At 45.2% G+C, this 15,984-nt stretch carries 13 protein-coding genes and 1 pseudogene; 7 read left to right on the plus strand and 7 right to left on the minus strand.

Annotated elements, in window-relative coordinates:
- Nucleotides 1-66, minus strand: a pseudogene (locus BHV73_RS11190) (30S ribosomal protein S6); the annotation flags it as partial.
- Nucleotides 67-214: 148 nt separating this feature from the next.
- Between BHV73_RS11190 and BHV73_RS11195 the strand changes: the two are divergent.
- A complete protein-coding gene (locus tag BHV73_RS11195; protein WP_009123072.1) occupies nt 215-661 on the plus strand; it encodes a MarR family winged helix-turn-helix transcriptional regulator in 447 nt (148 codons plus the stop codon).
- A gap of 247 nt (nt 662-908) precedes the next feature.
- Nucleotides 909-1,085: a hypothetical protein gene (locus BHV73_RS11200; RefSeq protein WP_005657360.1), complete on the plus strand. Its 177-nt coding sequence runs from the start codon at nt 909-911 to the stop codon at nt 1,083-1,085.
- Between the two features lie 82 nt (nt 1,086-1,167).
- Here the strand turns inward: BHV73_RS11200 and rprY are convergent, their stop codons facing one another.
- From rprY to mnmL, 6 genes are all read right to left on the minus strand, one after another.
- Nucleotides 1,168-1,869 carry a response regulator transcription factor RprY gene (rprY, locus tag BHV73_RS11205; protein ID WP_009123069.1) on the minus strand — a complete coding sequence of 234 codons (702 nt, stop codon included), beginning with the start codon at nt 1,867-1,869 and terminating at the stop codon, nt 1,168-1,170.
- Between the two features lie 5 nt (nt 1,870-1,874).
- Nucleotides 1,875-3,416 carry a sensor histidine kinase gene (locus BHV73_RS11210; RefSeq protein ID WP_009123068.1) on the minus strand — a complete coding sequence of 514 codons (1,542 nt, stop codon included), beginning with the start codon at nt 3,414-3,416 and terminating at the stop codon, nt 1,875-1,877.
- A 261-nt stretch (nt 3,417-3,677) separates the two neighbouring features.
- Nucleotides 3,678-5,810, minus strand: a complete 2,133-nt coding sequence (gene fusA2 / locus BHV73_RS11215; RefSeq protein WP_278423349.1) for an elongation factor G2 — start codon at nt 5,808-5,810, stop codon at nt 3,678-3,680.
- Nucleotides 5,811-6,429: 619 nt separating this feature from the next.
- Nucleotides 6,430-7,242 carry a glucosamine-6-phosphate deaminase gene (gene nagB / locus BHV73_RS11220; RefSeq protein WP_009123066.1) on the minus strand — a complete coding sequence of 271 codons (813 nt, stop codon included), beginning with the start codon at nt 7,240-7,242 and terminating at the stop codon, nt 6,430-6,432.
- Nucleotides 7,243-7,282: 40 nt separating this feature from the next.
- Nucleotides 7,283-8,482, minus strand: a complete 1,200-nt coding sequence (locus BHV73_RS11225; RefSeq protein ID WP_087412413.1) for an FprA family A-type flavoprotein — start codon at nt 8,480-8,482, stop codon at nt 7,283-7,285.
- 63 nt (nt 8,483-8,545) lie between these two features.
- Nucleotides 8,546-9,472: a tRNA modification radical SAM protein MnmL/YtqA gene (mnmL, locus tag BHV73_RS11230; protein WP_087412319.1), complete on the minus strand. Its 927-nt coding sequence runs from the start codon at nt 9,470-9,472 to the stop codon at nt 8,546-8,548.
- 335 nt (nt 9,473-9,807) lie between these two features.
- Between mnmL and BHV73_RS11235 the strand changes: the two genes are divergently transcribed.
- The 5 genes from BHV73_RS11235 to lipA all read left to right on the plus strand — a co-directional run bounded on the left by BHV73_RS11235 (nt 9,808) and on the right by lipA (nt 15,968).
- Nucleotides 9,808-10,767 (plus strand): ROK family protein, encoded by a 960-nt coding sequence (locus BHV73_RS11235; RefSeq protein WP_009123062.1) that lies wholly within the window; start codon nt 9,808-9,810, stop codon nt 10,765-10,767.
- Nucleotides 10,760-11,911: an MFS transporter gene (locus BHV73_RS11240; protein WP_087412320.1), complete on the plus strand. Its 1,152-nt coding sequence runs from the start codon at nt 10,760-10,762 to the stop codon at nt 11,909-11,911. Before BHV73_RS11235 ends, BHV73_RS11240 begins: the two co-directional genes overlap by 8 nt.
- 23 nt (nt 11,912-11,934) lie before the next feature.
- Nucleotides 11,935-12,696, plus strand: coding sequence for a sugar isomerase domain-containing protein (locus BHV73_RS11245; protein ID WP_009123060.1), 762 nt, complete (start codon nt 11,935-11,937; stop codon nt 12,694-12,696).
- A 185-nt stretch (nt 12,697-12,881) separates the two neighbouring features.
- A complete protein-coding gene (locus BHV73_RS11250) occupies nt 12,882-15,098 on the plus strand; it encodes a S9 family peptidase (protein ID WP_087412321.1) in 2,217 nt (738 codons plus the stop codon).
- Nucleotides 15,099-15,968, plus strand: a complete 870-nt coding sequence (gene lipA / locus BHV73_RS11255) for a lipoyl synthase (RefSeq protein ID WP_087412322.1) — start codon at nt 15,099-15,101, stop codon at nt 15,966-15,968. It abuts the gene before it with no gap.
- Nucleotides 15,969-15,984: the final 16 nt, after the last annotated feature.

The following is a 15,984-nucleotide window of genomic DNA, read 5'->3' on the forward strand; positions in this document are numbered from 1 at the left end:
CGCTTCCTTCATCTGAACATCAGACAAAACGGGAGTCAAAATGAAAACGGTTTCGTATTGATTCATACTCGTTTAATTAAATAAATAAATTATTCGTTTATTAAATGCGGGTGCAAAGGTAGACATTTTATTTTGAACTGCAAAAATAAGCGGACTTATTTTGTATTGTATCCAACTTATACTATATTTGCAAAGTTGTTTAAACAATAATTTCATGATAGAGCAATTTAACTTTGACATCCGGCTGATATTTGCCATCCTGAACGGCAAAGTATCTGCTGCCATTAACCGCAAATTATCACGTAACTTCAGGCAAAACGGTTTGGAAATCACTCCCGAGCAGTGGACTGTCCTCATCTTTTTATGGGAAAAAGACGGAGTGACGCAACAAGAGTTGTGTAATGCAACTTTTAAAGACAAGCCCAGTATGACCCGCCTCATAGATAACATGGAACGCCAGCATCTTGTTGTACGCATATCCGATAAAAAAGACCGTCGTACCAACCTGATACACCTTACCAAAGACGGTAAGGAGTTGGAGGAGCGCGCCCGCGTCATAGCCAATCAGACGCTAAAGGAAGCATTACAAGATATCACCATTGAAGAGTTAAGCGTCAGCCAGGAAGTACTGAGAAAAATCTTTTTCAATACGAAAGATTAAGAGAATGAAGAACGAAGGATGAAGAATTATTTGATGGGATATTGGCGCGGTGCAGTCATATGACATAGCCAAACTTTCATTCCTCATTCTCCATCCTTCATTCTTCATTTTTCATCCTTTATTCCTCATTCTTCATTAAATTAGGTCGAATAATAGTTTTTTTGCAAAAATAATTTCGCTTGTTAAAGAATTATGCTTTTCTTTGTGACAAGAATATGAAAATAATAATCTATTAAAATACACACACATGAAAGGCTTATTAAAAAATCTGGGATTGATATTAATCTTGGTAGGAGCTGTAATCTTGGTTGCATGTTCTTTTACCGGCAATGTAAACAACAACGCGATTCTGGGCACCAGCGCTGTTTTAATTGTGATAGGATTGATTTCTTACATTCTTATCAACAAGAGAATTGCGGATTAATACCGAGAAAAAGAAATAAAAAAAGGCGATTGCAATGCAACCGCCTTTTTTTATTTTCCGTTGTCCGAAAACCAAGTCCTGTTTAGGACTCGGCTTCCGGAGTAATCAGTTTATATCCCTTTCCGTGAATATTGATAATCTCGATAGACTCATCTTCTTTCAGATGCTTACGCAGTTTGGTGATATATACGTCCATGCTACGTGCATTGAAGTAGTTATCGTCAATCCAGATAGTCTTCAATGCAAAGTCACGTTGCAAAATCTCATTGGCATGCGCACAAAGCAAGCCCAACAATTCCGATTCTTTTGTAGTCAACTTAGTCTGTTTTTCAGGTGTTGACAGAATCTGCTTCTGGGTATCAAAGGTAAACTTACCAATCTTGTAGATACTGCTTTCCTTGTTCTTCTTGCCACGAACACGTCTCAAGATAGCTTCAATTCTGAAAGTCAGCTCTTCCATGCTGAACGGTTTGGTGATGTAATCGTCCGCACCGATTTTGAAACCTTCCAGAATATCTTCCTTCAAAGTTTTAGCCGTCAAGAAGATAACAGGGATTTCAGCATTTGCGGCACGAACTTCCTGCGCCAATGTAAAACCGTCTTTCTTCGGCATCATTACGTCAAACACACACAAGTCATATTTATTCTTCAGGAAAGCTTTGTATCCTGCTTCTCCATCGGGATATAACTCGGCAGCATAACCTTTGGCCTGTAAATATTCTCTTAAAAGCATGCCAAGATTCTCATCATCTTCGCACAATAAAATACGCAGTTTCTCATCCATATCAATCAATTTTTTAATAAAGGTAATGCAATAATAAATTTAGTTCCGACATTCAGTCCGCTTTCCGCCCGGATAGTTCCCTTATGGTCTTGAATAATCTTTCTTACATAAGCCAAACCAAGTCCGAAGCCTTTAACATCGTGCAGATTACCTGTATGCACGCGATAGAACTTGTCAAATATCTTTTTTAAGTTTTCTTTCTTAATACCTATACCGTTGTCTTGCACGGAAATCATCAGTTTGCCCGGTTCATTCCAGGTCTTCACCATTAATTGCAAGTCCACATCCGGTCTTTTATACTTCACCGCATTATCCATGAGATTGAAAATAACATTCGTGATATGCATTTCATCTGCAAAGATAATCGGGTCGGTCGCCGTCAAATCCGACTCAATTTTTCCATTGTACCGCTCCACTTTTAAAGCGAACGTATTGATTACTCCGGTAATCAGTTCATTGGCATCCAGTTCTTTCATTTTCAATGTCGCCTTCTGCCTGTCGAACATCGACATTTGGAGAACTTTCTCTACCTGGAACCTGAGTCGTTTCGTTTCATCATTAATGACGCCGGATATATGCTGGAACATTGCCGGCGATTTACCTACTGCCGGGTCCTTCAACATCTGTGCCGCCAACGAAATGGTTGAAATCGGCGTCTTGAACTCGTGCGTCATATTATTGATAAAGTCATTCTTCATCTCCGTCAGTTTCTTTTGGCGGAACACGATGTAAATCGTGAAGATGAACGTTATCAACAGAACGAAGGTAAATATCATCGACGGAATCATAAAGCTGACCGAATCGAAGATATAATCCCTTTTCCCCGGGAAATGTATCTTAACGATACTCATACGCGCAGGCGGATCGTTCAGGAATAAAGGCTGCGAGTAAGAACTCTCGCTACCGTCATCACTATAATCCGAACAGCGATAAACTTCCCTGCCGTCCCGGTCTATCACTTTGAAGTGATAGTTCAACTCGATACCGTTGTCAATCAGTCCCGATTTCAGATACTGGTCTAAATTCTTGAAATTCACCCGCTCCTCTATCGGCTTGTCACTGGCACGGTAAATCATCTGCCAAGCTACCTCATCCAGCAAAGCCCGTTGATACAGATAACGATTCTTGATGGCATCTGCCAGCGAACGTGACGTTTGAGGTATGGTTTTCGTTCCATGTTTACGCGAAATCATTGCCCTGGGCAGTTCCGACGCTTCGTTGGTAAATGTTTTCAGTTCGATAGCCGAATATCTGGTTCCGTCCGGCGATGTAACCGTAAAACGCTGCGTCTGCACCACTCCTTTACCTTGCGAGCTCTGCTCCCACGCTTTCTTCTCCGCTTCGGAGATATCCTCCCGCAACCAACGGTCAACCTCCGCGGACTCCACATCTTTTGAAGCAGCCATTAAAGCACGCTTCACCGATTCATCAAATTGCTCGTTACGCATCTTCACCATTTCCTCAATATAGCTGATCTGCAGATACAGCAAACTGATGAAAGAAAGGCCCATAACGACGCCTAATATCCATATTGTCGACTTTTTCATAGTCACAAAATTAACACTCCCTAATTAACACTCCTAACCAATTAACCTGATTTAACCGGGTGTTCTCGTTAATTAACCGTAGAAGGTTTTTTAAGTTGTATTACGAGCATTATAACAAAATGAGACACCTTTGGTTTGCAAATTTAATAAAAAATTAAATATTAACATTCACATTTCCCCATATTCTTAATCTGTGTTAATAAAAAAGCCGTCATTCCTCACGATGAGCGAACAACGGCTTCAACCATTTATTAAAAAATTCTATTCTTCAGCTTGTTTTGCTTCAAATTCCTTGATAAGTTTATCCTGTACATCACTCGGAACAAGCTCATAACTTGCAAACTTCATAATAAACGAAGCACGACCGCCTGTTAACGAACTCAATGCCGTAGAGTACGAGGACATTTCCTTCAAAGGCACTTTGGCAATCAGTTTTTCATAACCGGCTTCGCTGTTCATACCCATAATCATAGCGCGGCGTCCTTGCAGGTCACCCATCACATCACCCATCTTATCGGAAGGAACAAACACCTCTACATCATATATAGGTTCCAAAATCTTCGGACCGGCATTCTTAAACGCTTCACTGAACGCATTGCGTCCCGCCAGCATGAAAGAGATTTCATTGGAATCTACCGGGTGCATCTTACCGTCGTATACGATAACACGTACGTCACGGGCATACGAACCGGTCAGCGGACCTTGCTCCATACGCGACATGATACCTTTCAGAATAGCAGGCATAAAACGGGCATCGATGGAACCGCCCACAATACTGTTCACAAATACCAGCTTGCCGCCCCATTCCAATGGCACTTCCTCAACGCCTTTCACGTTCATCTTGAATTCCTGTCCGTTGAACTTATAAGTTTCCGGCATCGGCATACCTTCATAATAAGGTTCCACAATCAAGTGAACTTCACCGAACTGACCGGCTCCACCGGATTGTTTCTTATGGCGATAGTCGGCACGGGCAGCTTTCGTGATGGTTTCACGATACGGGATTCTCGGCTCTTCAAACTTAATCTGCAATTTCTCATTGTTCTCCAAACGCCACTTCAGTGTGCGCAGGTGGAATTCACCCTGCCCGTGCACAATGGTCTGACGCAGCTCCTTAGACTGGTCGATAACCCATGTAGGGTCTTCCTCACGCATACGGTTCAAGATAGCCATCATCTTTTCCGTATCGGCTTCATTCAGCGGTTTGATGGCACGGGAATATTTGGAATTCGGATATTTGATAAAGTTGAAACGATTTTCAGCGCCTTTGGCATTCAGCGTATTGCCCGTATGCACGTCTTTCAGCTTCACCGTACAGCCGATATCGCCGGCCACCATTTCTTCCACCTTGATACGGTTGGCTCCCGCACATGCGTAAATCTGCGCAATGCGTTCTTTCGAACCGCGGTCGGCATTGGTAAAGTCATCTCCTTCGTGTACTTTGCCGCTCATCACCTTGAAATACTGCACGTCACCGATATGCGGCTCAACGGCAGTCTTGAAGAAATACAAGGAAGTAGGTCCGTTGGAGTCGGGTTTCACCACTTCGCCGCGTGTATTGTGCACCGGCGGCATTTCGTCTACAAACGGAACAACATTACCCAGGAACTCCATCAAACGGCGCACACCCATGTCCTTTCCCGCACACACGCAGAATACGGGGAACATACCGCGAGAAGCCAACCCCTTGCGGATACCCTCACGCATTTCGTCTTCGGTCAGAGAATCCTGTTCGAAGAATTTCTCCATTAAAGTTTCATCGTGCTCGGCAGCAGCCTCTACCAATGCTTTATGCATGGCAGTCGCTTTTTCCATTTCCTCCGCGGGAACATCTTCTATAGTGGGCGCTCCGCCTTCCGGCCCCCACGAATATTTTTTCATCAGAAGTACATCAATCAACGAATTGAAATTCGGTCCGGTAGCCAACGGATATTGAACGGGAACTACCTTAGAACCGTAAATTGACTGCAACTGTTCCAGTACCATATCATAGTCGCACTTCTCATGGTCGAGCTGGTTTACAAGGAAAATAACCGGTTTGCCCAGCTTCTCCGTATAGCGGAAATGATTTTGAGTACCTACTTCAGGACCGTATTGCCCGTTCAGCAGCAGAATAGCTGTATCGGTTACATTGAGAGCCGTCATGGCCGCTCCCACAAAGTCGTCACTACCCGGACAGTCTATAATATTCAGTTTCTTACCGTTCCACTCCACATGATAAACGGTGGAAAACACAGAATAGCCATATTCCTGTTCCACCGGAAAGTAATCGCTGACCGTATTCTTGGCAGTAATTCTGCCGCGACGTTTTATAATACCACTCTCAAAGAGCAGCGCTTCCGTGAGAGTGGTTTTACCCGAGCCGTCATTGCCAAGGAGGGCAATGTTCTTAATTTACTCAGCATGCTTCCGTATGCCATTATTTTAGTGAGCCGCAAATTAGAAATTAATCAAAAGAAAAGCAATAAAACGTCTGTGTTACTAAACAATGTTATGTAACACATCAGCCATACGGATCTTTTTAATGAAGAATGAAGAATTATGAATGAAGAATTGCCATGCGGTGTAATCGCGCAGCTGATTCTTCATTCATAATTCTTCATTCTTCATTAAAAAAGGTTCACTGACATTGGTTGTCTCGGACAGAAGGCGGGATGACCGGTGAAGCAAGGAACCGCAAAGCATGTATAAGGCAGGAGTTTTGTGTGTTCTATCCCGATTACATAAATGACAATGATTATTCTCCGGGATGAGTCGGGATGAGCCTACGGGGGAGATATCATTAAAAGCCTTTTAATATCCTATTAAAAGGCTTTTTAATGATAGTTTAATAGGCTTTTAATTATAGCTCAACTTAGGAAAGAGATAAACAGACTCGGCAGAGGAAGGGGGATAAAGCGTACGATTTATCAATCAAGGGTATAAAGGCGGATAATCACATATATAAAAAGGCTGCCCGTTCTTCCCATGGTGAGAGGAACGGGCAGCCGTCTGTCTATATCATATCTCTTTGTTATTTCAGCAAAGAAGCCGGGTCAAGATGCTCCGCTTCGATATCTTTGAAGTAACGATATGTACCTACTTTCAGTTCTGCGGTAGCGGCATCGTCGCAAACGATGATTCCTTTTTCATGCATTTGCAGCGCGCTGATTGTCCACATCTGCATCACAGGTCCTTCCACTGCATGATAAAGAGCGCGAGCCTTGTTGTGACCGTTTACAATAATCATGACTTCTCTTGCGCTGAGCACGGTACCTACACCTACAGTCAAAGACGTTTTGGGAACTTTGTTGACATCGTTGTCAAAGAAGCGGGAGTTGGCGATGATAGTATCGGTAGTCAGAGTTTTCTGACGGGTACGTGACGACAAAGAAGAACCCGGTTCGTTGAAAGCGATGTGTCCGTCGGGACCGATACCACCCATAAAGAGGTCGATACCGCCGTAAGACTTAATCTTTTCCTCATAACGTGCACATTCGGCATCGAGGTCGGCAGCGTTACCGTTCAGGATGTTGGTATTCTCCGGCTTGATATCGATGTGACTGAAGAAGTTATTCCACATAAAAGAATAGTAGCTTTCGGGATGTTCCTTTGGCAAGCCTACATATTCGTCCATGTTGAAAGTCACCACATTCTGGAAAGATACGATGCCTTTCTTGTTCAGGTCAATCAAGGCCTTGTACATACCCAGAGGCGAAGAGCCGGTAGGGCATCCCAATACAAACGGTTTTTCAGGTGTCGGATTAGCGGCTTTGATTTTGGCAGCTACATAATGTGCCGCCCACTGTGATACGGATTGATAATCCGGTTGAATGATTAGTCTCATTACGATTATTTTATTAGGTTAATAAATTGGAGGTTTATTATCATTTTCTATCTTTTTTCAAACGCTCCGCCATGGCGCACGCCAGGTTTTCGCATTGTTCATAGGTAATGTCCTTCATGGCCTGCTTCATTTCCACCGGATCGCCTACGATTTCAAATTTGCTCTTCTCGGCAAATTCACCCATACGCTTCACGGCTGCGCCCGCCCAGCAGAACGAACCGAAATAACCCAGATAACGGCCCTTCACCTCGCGCACCAATATCTTGGAGAGCAATGACTCTATCTCCGGATAAATCTGGTTGCTATAAGTGGGGCTTCCGATTATCAGCCCCCGGTATTTGAATATATCGGCTATGATGTAAGACGGATTGCTCTTGCTGACGTTGTGCATCACGATGTTTTTGATGCCTTGAGCGGAAAGTTCCGCAGCGATTGCTTCCGCCATCTGTTCGGTATTGCCATACATAGAGCCGTAGGCTATTACAACACCCTCTTCGGCGGCATAACGGCTCAGGCGGTCGTAAATACCGATAACTTTGGAAATGTTGTCCGTCCACACCGGTCCGTGCGTAGAGCAAATGGTGGAGATGGGCAGCCCGCCCAGCTTTGCCAACGCCTTCTGCACGGGAGAGCCGTACTTGCCTACGATGTTGGAGTAGTAACGCACCATTTCGTCCCAATACTTATCCAGGTTGATGCGCGTATCGAGGAAACCGCCGTCAAGCGTACCGAAACAACCGAATCCGTCGCCGGAGAAGAGCACGCCCTCCGTTTCGTCAAAAGTCATCATCGTTTCGGGCCAGTGCACCATCGGGGTCATATAGAAACGGAGCTTGTGGTGGCCTAAAGCAAGGAAATCCTCATCCTTTACCATATATTGTTCGCCCGTCACGCCGTAGAAACCTTCTATCATGCCAAACGTCTGCTTGTTGCCCACGATGACGATGTCGGGGTAATGCTGCTTGATTAAGCGGATAGAGCCGGAATGGTCCGGTTCCATATGGTTGATGATAAGATACTGGATGGGGCGTTCGCCTATGATGCTTTTTATCTTCCGAAGGTATATCTCAAAGTAGCAGATATCCACGGTATCCACCAGCGCCACCATTTCATCGTCTATCAGGTAGGAGTTGTAAGACACTCCGTAGGGCAAGGGCCACATGCCTTCAAACAAATGCTTGTTACGGTCATTCACTCCCACGTAATGGATTTTTCCTTTTATCGCTGTTTTTGAGTTCATTGTCATTGTCCTCTAATTTAGATTGATTCCATATTTATCAGCGGCAAAAATAAGTTTTTTTTCTCACATTTCATACTTCTTCCCTTGATATGCATCAAGTTCTTTCATTCTTTTTTGAACCCGGTAGTTAAATTCATAATTTTTCAGTCCCCAGTCGGGCGCGATAAGCAGGTCTTTGGGAGACTGAGAGACAAAACGTTCCAAAACGATATCCGGACGAAGATGCTCTACATAATCTATCACAAGGTCGATATACTCTTCGACACCGAAAAGATGGAAATCTTCAGGATGCCGCTCATACTCCAAGGCCATACGGGTACCGCGTATCAGTTGCAACTGATGCATTTTCAGCGTAGTAAGCGGCAAGTGTGACAACTCTCGCGCCTGCGCCACAATGGTTGGATGAGTTTCGCCCGGCAGTCCCAGGATTACATGCCCGCCTGTCAATATTCCGCAAGCGGCAGTCCGCTGTACCGCGTCGACGGTAGTTTGAAAAGTATGCCCTCGGTTAATGCGGCGGAGCGTTTCGTCACAGGTGCTTTCGATACCGTATTCCACTAAAAGAAAAGTATGCTTATTGATGTTTTCCAGATACCGGAGCAGGTCGTCCGGCATACAGTCCGGGCGGGTACCGATAACCAGCCCCACCACATCGTCTACGGACAATGCCTCTTCGTACTTTCGCTTCAAGGATTCCAGCTCTCCGTACGTGTTGGTATAAGCCTGAAAGTATGCCAGATACCTCATTTCAGGGTATTTGTGGGCAAAGAAACGTTTACCTTCTTCCAGTTGCAGGCTTATCGGCTTTTCCGTACGGCAATAGTCGGGATTAAAAGTCTGGTTATTACAGTAGGTACAGCCGCCATATCCCTTGTTCCCGTCACGGTTGGGACAGGTAAACCCGGCATTCAACGAGATTTTCTGTACCTTATACGGAAAATAACGTTTCAGAAACGAAGGGAATTCATTATAAAGAGGTGTCGTACTCATAAGTTTATGTTATTTAGAAACAAAAATAAGACTTTTCTTCGGTTTTTGCTAATGGAAAACGGTTCAGATGTCTTAATAACTGCCATAGGCAAACTTTGCATTTGTTAATAAACACAAACGTATTCATTTTAGGCTGCACTAAAAAATGTTACACCAGTTGATTTTAAAGCAATTATGATATTAACCATACATTCAACCACCATCAAAGCAAACATATTTTAGTGATTAGTTACACTTTTTGCATACAAATTTATAGTTTTAAAAGCATGGAGATTGAAATAAATTCATAGCTTTGCATACGACCTTAGTGAATCAACCTATAAATACTATACGCCATGGCAACAATTGCACTCGACATAGGCGGCACCAAAATAGCCAGCGCCATTTTTCTTTCTGACGGAAGTATGATGTTCAACAGGAAACGTCTTCTAAAAGGCAGAACAGGGCACGAAGTCGGCAAACTCGCAGCAGATATTCTGGCCAAGCTACTCACGGTGGCACGTAAGAGCCGCATACAAATCGACGGTGTGGGCGTATGCATTCCGGGAATCGTCTATTCCCAAACCAACCGCGTATGGGCCCCCAACATACCCGGCTGGGACAATTATCCGCTGTACGAAGAGTTGCGCTGTGTCACTCCCCCTGAAGTAGACATCTATATCGACAGCGACCGTACTTGCTATATGTATGGTGAAATGTGGCAAGGCGCCGCAAAAAACTGTCACAGCGCGGTATTCATCGCCGTAGGTACGGGTATCGGCGCCGGTATCATTATTGACGGTCATGTGCTGCATGGCGCCAGCGATATTATCGGAGCAACGGGCTGGATGGCTCTTCAGCCGCCTTATAAAGAAGATTATAAGGCCTGCGGATGTTTCGAGTATTATGCATCGGGCAACGGAATCGGAGCACGGGTTCGCGATGCCGTACGAGCCAACAAGGCCTATAAAGGAAAATTACGCCAGAAACCTATTTGCCGCATCTCCGCCTATGATGTATTCAGCGCCTATAACGAGGGAGACCCCATTGCCGTATCGGTACTGCAAAAGGCCGTTGAGATGTGGGGTATGGGAGCAGCCAACCTTGTCAGTTTATTGAATCCTCAAAAGGTTATATGGGGTGGCGGCGTATTCGGCCCTGCCGGCATATTCATAGACGACATTTACAAAGAAGCTTGCAAATGGGCGCAGCCCATCAGCATCAGGCAAGCCGAATTTGTACCTTCTCAATTGTCCGGAAACGCCGGATTGATAGGAGCAGCATTTCTTGCCATCAAAAACCATTTGTATGAATAACGGCTATCATAAAAATCTCGTATTCACGGCAGCGTGTATCGGAATGTGTTTCTTCGGCGTTTCAATGATTACGCTGGGTTCGGTACTACCCTCTCTCGTCACCAAGCTTGGATTAAGCGGATTACAAACGACATCACTGGTAACGTTCCTTCCTCTCGGCATGCTGATAGGCTCGCTGATTTTCGGTCCTATTGTCGATCGTTTCGGACACAAGGCCTTGCTGGTACCCAGTTGTATCATTGTATTATCGGGACTGGAAGGATTGATATTTTTTGAGAGCATTCCGCTCCTGCAACTCTCCATAGTAGGTATAGGCCTGGGCGGCGGTATCCTTAATGGAGAAACCAACGCTTTGGTGTCTGATATTTCCGGTGAATCGGAAAAAGGTTCCCGGCTTAGCTTTTTGGGAATGTTCTACGGATTGGGAGCATTGGGTATACCAAGCCTGCTGGGAGTATTGTCCGAACACTATTCTTTTGAAACAATCCTGCAAGGCATAGGTATCATTATGCTGGCAGGCATATTGTTCTGTATTCCCGTACATTTTCCCGCGCCCAAACAAGCGCAAGGCTTTCCCGTAAAAGAGGGATTGGGATTGCTGAAAGAGAGCAGCTTACTATTGCTCAGCTCCATTCTCTTCTTCCAAAGCGGCATCGAAGGAGTATGCAACAACTGGTCTACAAGCTATTTCGGACAGGTGACCGACATCCCCGCCAATCAGGCGTTAATAGCGCTTACCTGTATGGTCGTGGGGCTTACCGCGGCGCGTATGCTGCAAATCGTGATTTTCAAAAAGATAAAACCGGCAACCGTACTTCCCTACAGTCTTATCCTCACTGCGATAGGCTTTGGCCTGCTGACAGCGTCTCCGGGATTTATACGGGCCGCAACGGGTATGGTCTTGGTAGGAATGGGATTGTCATCCACTTATCCGGTCATCTTGAGTATTCTCGGCACCCGCTATCCCGCATTGTCAGGAACGGCATTCAGCATAGCGCTCGCCATAGCTCTTGTAGGACAGGCTGCCATGAACGGGCTTATGGGAATGGTTTCCGTATATGCCGGCGGCATAGTATTTTATCCTTATATGATGATAGGTTCGCTCATTATCATGCTTATATTGTTTAAACGTTCACTCAAATAATTAACCCCCTAAAACAAAACATTATGTTAGCACTTGAATGGTTAAAAAATGCCCACGGCATCATGGAAAAGCTGGAAGCTACTCAGTTGGAGAACATTAAAAAAGCAGCTACCGTTATGGCGGATGCTATTGAAGCAGGCCGTTGGGTTCACACCTTTGGTTGCGGTCACGCCACTATCCCCGTTGAAGAGATGTATCCGCGCATCGGCAGTTTCGTAGGCTTCCACCCGCTTTGCGAACTCCCTTTGACGTTCTTTACGCAAATCATCGGTCAGATGGGTATCCACCAGTTCCTTTTCTTGGAAAGAGCAGAGGGCTACGGACAGGAAATCATGAAGAACTATGACTTTGATTCCAAGGATTGTATCTGGATATTCTCTCATACCGGCATCAACGCCGTGAACATCGACGTAGCGTTGGAAGCCAAGAAGCGTGGAATGAAAGTTATCGTGTACGGTTCGGCAGGTGAAACCGGAGACAAACCCAGCCGCCATTCCGGTGGTAAGAACCTCTTTCAGATTGCCGACATCGTAGTTGACTCCTGCGTGCCTTTGGTAGACGCTTCCGTTCCTTTGAAAAACCATTTTGACAAGGTGGGTCCTTTGTCTACCCTGAGTTTCGTAACAATGGTGTGGATGACTATCACCACCGTTGCCGAGATTCTTGCCGACCGTGGCGTGAAGTTGTATATACATCCTTCGCACAACGTACCCGGTGATACTACCGCACACGAACGCCTCGATGCCGCCATCGCCGAATACCAACGAAAAGTAAAGTGCCTCTAATATGTACTGATTCCAATCATCACCTATTCTAATCATCATCTTTGAATGACAGCAACCCGTTCTGCTCTAAAAAGGCAGAGCGGGTTTTCTTTTTACATCCATGTAAAATGGAATTTATCATTTATTAATTAGATTAGATTTCCGCTTTATCGTATCTTTGCAAAAAACAACCGAATTAAAAAGATATGAAAAAGATAAGTTTTGCACTTCTTTTCTGCCTTTGCACACTGGCAAGTCTTGCCCAAAGCGGCAAACCGCTCGATTTAAAAGAAATCATATCCGGAGAATTTACTCCTCAAAGCATTTCAGGCGTCATCCCTATCCCCGGAGATGGTGAACACTATTCACAAATGAATGCGGATAAGACGCAAATCATCAAGTACTCCTTCAAAACAGGTAAACCGGTAGAAGTGCTGTTCGATGCCGCTACCGCCCGCGAATGCCCGTTCAAGAAATTCGACAGTTACAGTTTTGCTCCGGACGGCAGCAAGCTGCTTATCGCAACAGAAACTACTCCTATCTACCGCCACTCTTATACGGCGGTACATTATATATATAGCTTAAAGCGAAATTTCGACGGTAAGATAAACAATGTAGTAGAGAAACTGTCGGATGGCGGACCACAACAGGTGCCCGTATTCTCACCCGACGGGTATCAGGTGGCGTTCGTGCGTGACAACAACATCTTCCTCGTCAAATTACTTTACGGCAACAGCGAAAGCCAAGTGACCGAAGACGGCAAACGTAATGAAATACTGAACGGAATCCCCGACTGGGTGTACGAAGAGGAATTTTCCTTTAATCGCGCATTGGAGTTCAGTCCCGACAGCAAGATGCTGGCATTCATCCGTTTCGACGAGCGGGAAGTACCCTCTTATACATTTCCTGTATTCGCCGGAGAAGCTCCCCATATTACTCCTTATGAGAAATACCCGGGAGAATATACTTACAAGTATCCCAAGACAGGCGAAAAGAACTCGAAAGTATCCGTACATACTTTTGACATCAAATCCAAAGTAACCCGCAAAATCAATCTTCCGTTGGAAGAGGGGGGATATATTCCGCGTATCCGTTTCACACAAGACCCTGGCAAACTTGCCATAATGACGCTGAACCGTCACCAAAACCGGTTCGACCTGTACTTTGCCGATCCCCGCAGTACTGTCTGCAAGTTAGCGGTACGTGACGAAAGCGACACTTATATCCGTGAGAATGTATTCGATAATATCATTTTCTATCCGGAGAACTTCAGCTTTGTCAGCGAAAAGAGCGGATACAACCACTTGTACTGGTATAGCATCGGCGGAAACCTTATCAAGCAAGTCACTTCCGGCCCTTACGAAATACAAGACTTTTTAGGTTATGACCCCGAAGACGGCAGTTTCTATTACAGCAGTAACGAAGAAAGCCCGCTACGCAGTGCTATCTACAAGATAGACCGTAAAGGCAAAAAGATTAAATTATCATCGCAAGCCGGCACAAACAGCGCGCAGTTCAGTACAAATATGAAGTATTTCATGAACCGCTATTCAAGTTCGGACACTCCGACCGTCATTACTCTGAACGACAATACCGGCAAGGCGCTGACTACGCTCGTTGATAACTCCGCTTTAAAACAGAAATTAAAAGGATATGCTATACCCAAGAAAGAGTTCTTCTCTTTCCAAACCTCTGACGGTATTACGCTGAATGGCTGGATGATGAAACCCGCAGACTTCTCCGCCGGTAAGAAATATCCGGTTTTGATGTATCAGTACAGCGGCCCCGGTTCGCAACAGGTGCTTGACAAATTCGGCGTGAGTTGGGAAACCTACATGGCATCCCAAGGCTATATCGTAGCGTGCGTAGACGGACGAGGCACAGGTGGACGCGGCGCGGAATTCGCCAAAAGCACTTATCTGAATCTCGGCATCAAAGAAGCCAAAGACCAAGTGGAAACCGCTCTGTATTTAGGACGCCAACCTTATGTAGACAAAGACCGTATCGGAATCTGGGGGTGGAGCTATGGCGGATATATGACCATTATGAGTATGAGCGAAGGAACTCCGGTATTCAAAGCAGGAGTTGCCGTTGCCCCGGTTACCGACTGGAACTATTACGATACCGTATACGGCGAACGTTTCATGCGTACTCCGAAAGAAAACGCCGAAGGCTACAAAGCCTCATCAGCCTTTACCCGTGCCAATAATTTGCATGGCAATCTGTTGTTGGTACATGGCATGGCGGATGATAACGTCCACTTCCAGAATTGCGTGGAATATGCCGAGCACCTCGTACAACTTGGCAAGCAGTTCGACATGCAGGTCTACACCAATCGCAATCACAGTATATTCGGTGGTAATACCCGCCTGCATCTGTATACCAAATTGACGAATTTCTTTAATCGGGAATTGAAAAAGTAAATGAGTGAAAGAGTACGTAAGCCGGAATGGCTTAAAATAAGTATCGGCGCCAACGAACGTTACACCGAAACAAAACGTATCGTGGAATCCCACTGCCTGCATACCATTTGTAGCAGTGGGCGCTGCCCCAATATGGGAGAATGTTGGGGAAGAGGTACGGCTACCTTTATGATAGGCGGAGACATTTGTACCCGTTGCTGCAAATTCTGCAATACGCAAACAGGCAAGCCCATGCCTTTAGACCCGCAAGAACCTGTACATGTAGCCGAGTCCATCGCTTTAATGAAACTCTCCCACTCCGTTATCACCTCTGTGGACAGGGACGATTTGCCGGATTTGGGCGCTGCCCATTGGGCGCAAACGATTTGCGAAATCAAACGCCTCAATCCGGAAACAACCGTCGAAGTGTTGATTCCCGACTTTCAAGGCAAAAAGAAACTTATAGACATGGTTATCGAAGCCCGGCCGGAAATCATCTCCCACAATATGGAAACGGTGAAACGTATCAGTCCGCTGGTACGAAGCGCCGCCCGTTATGAAACAAGCCTTGAAGTGTTGCGGCAGATAGCCAGAAGCGGTACTACCACCAAATCCGGCATCATGGTCGGCCTTGGAGAAACTCCGGATGAAGTGGCGGAACTAATGGACGACTTACGCAATGCCGGTTGCCAAATACTCACCATCGGACAATATTTACAGCCTACACATAAGCATTATGCTGTAGCCGAATATGTTACTCCCGCCCAATTTGCCGCTTACAAAGAGCTTGGATTGAAGAAAGGATTCACTCAAGTAGAAAGCGCACCTTTGGTTCGTTCGTCTTATCATGCAGAAAAATCAACCCAGTATCTACAAAAAAGGATGAAATAAAGAACATTTTATATAA

The organism is Bacteroides sp. 44_46, from assembly GCF_001915465.1.
Taxonomy (GTDB): Bacteria; Bacteroidota; Bacteroidia; order Bacteroidales; family Bacteroidaceae; genus Bacteroides; species Bacteroides clarus.

What these genes read in the sequence shown, in the direction of transcription:
- BHV73_RS11195 (WP_009123072.1), top strand. Translation starts at nt 215, where the DNA reads ATGATAGAGCAATTTAACTTTGACATCCGGCTGATATTTGCCATCCTG.
- BHV73_RS11200 (WP_005657360.1), top strand. Translation starts at nt 909, where the DNA reads ATGAAAGGCTTATTAAAAAATCTGGGATTGATATTAATCTTGGTAGGA.
- rprY (WP_009123069.1), bottom strand. Translation starts at nt 1,869, where the DNA reads ATGGATGAGAAACTGCGTATTTTATTGTGCGAAGATGATGAGAATCTT.
- BHV73_RS11210 (WP_009123068.1), bottom strand. Translation starts at nt 3,416, where the DNA reads ATGAAAAAGTCGACAATATGGATATTAGGCGTCGTTATGGGCCTTTCT.
- nagB (WP_009123066.1), bottom strand. Translation starts at nt 7,242, where the DNA reads ATGAGACTAATCATTCAACCGGATTATCAATCCGTATCACAGTGGGCG.
- BHV73_RS11225 (WP_087412413.1), bottom strand. Translation starts at nt 8,482, where the DNA reads ATGAACTCAAAAACAGCGATAAAAGGAAAAATCCATTACGTGGGAGTG.
- mnmL (WP_087412319.1), bottom strand. Translation starts at nt 9,472, where the DNA reads ATGAGTACGACACCTCTTTATAATGAATTCCCTTCGTTTCTGAAACGT.
- BHV73_RS11235 (WP_009123062.1), top strand. Translation starts at nt 9,808, where the DNA reads ATGGCAACAATTGCACTCGACATAGGCGGCACCAAAATAGCCAGCGCC.
- BHV73_RS11240 (WP_087412320.1), top strand. Translation starts at nt 10,760, where the DNA reads ATGAATAACGGCTATCATAAAAATCTCGTATTCACGGCAGCGTGTATC.
- BHV73_RS11245 (WP_009123060.1), top strand. Translation starts at nt 11,935, where the DNA reads ATGTTAGCACTTGAATGGTTAAAAAATGCCCACGGCATCATGGAAAAG.
- BHV73_RS11250 (WP_087412321.1), top strand. Translation starts at nt 12,882, where the DNA reads ATGAAAAAGATAAGTTTTGCACTTCTTTTCTGCCTTTGCACACTGGCA.
- lipA (WP_087412322.1), top strand. Translation starts at nt 15,099, where the DNA reads ATGAGTGAAAGAGTACGTAAGCCGGAATGGCTTAAAATAAGTATCGGC.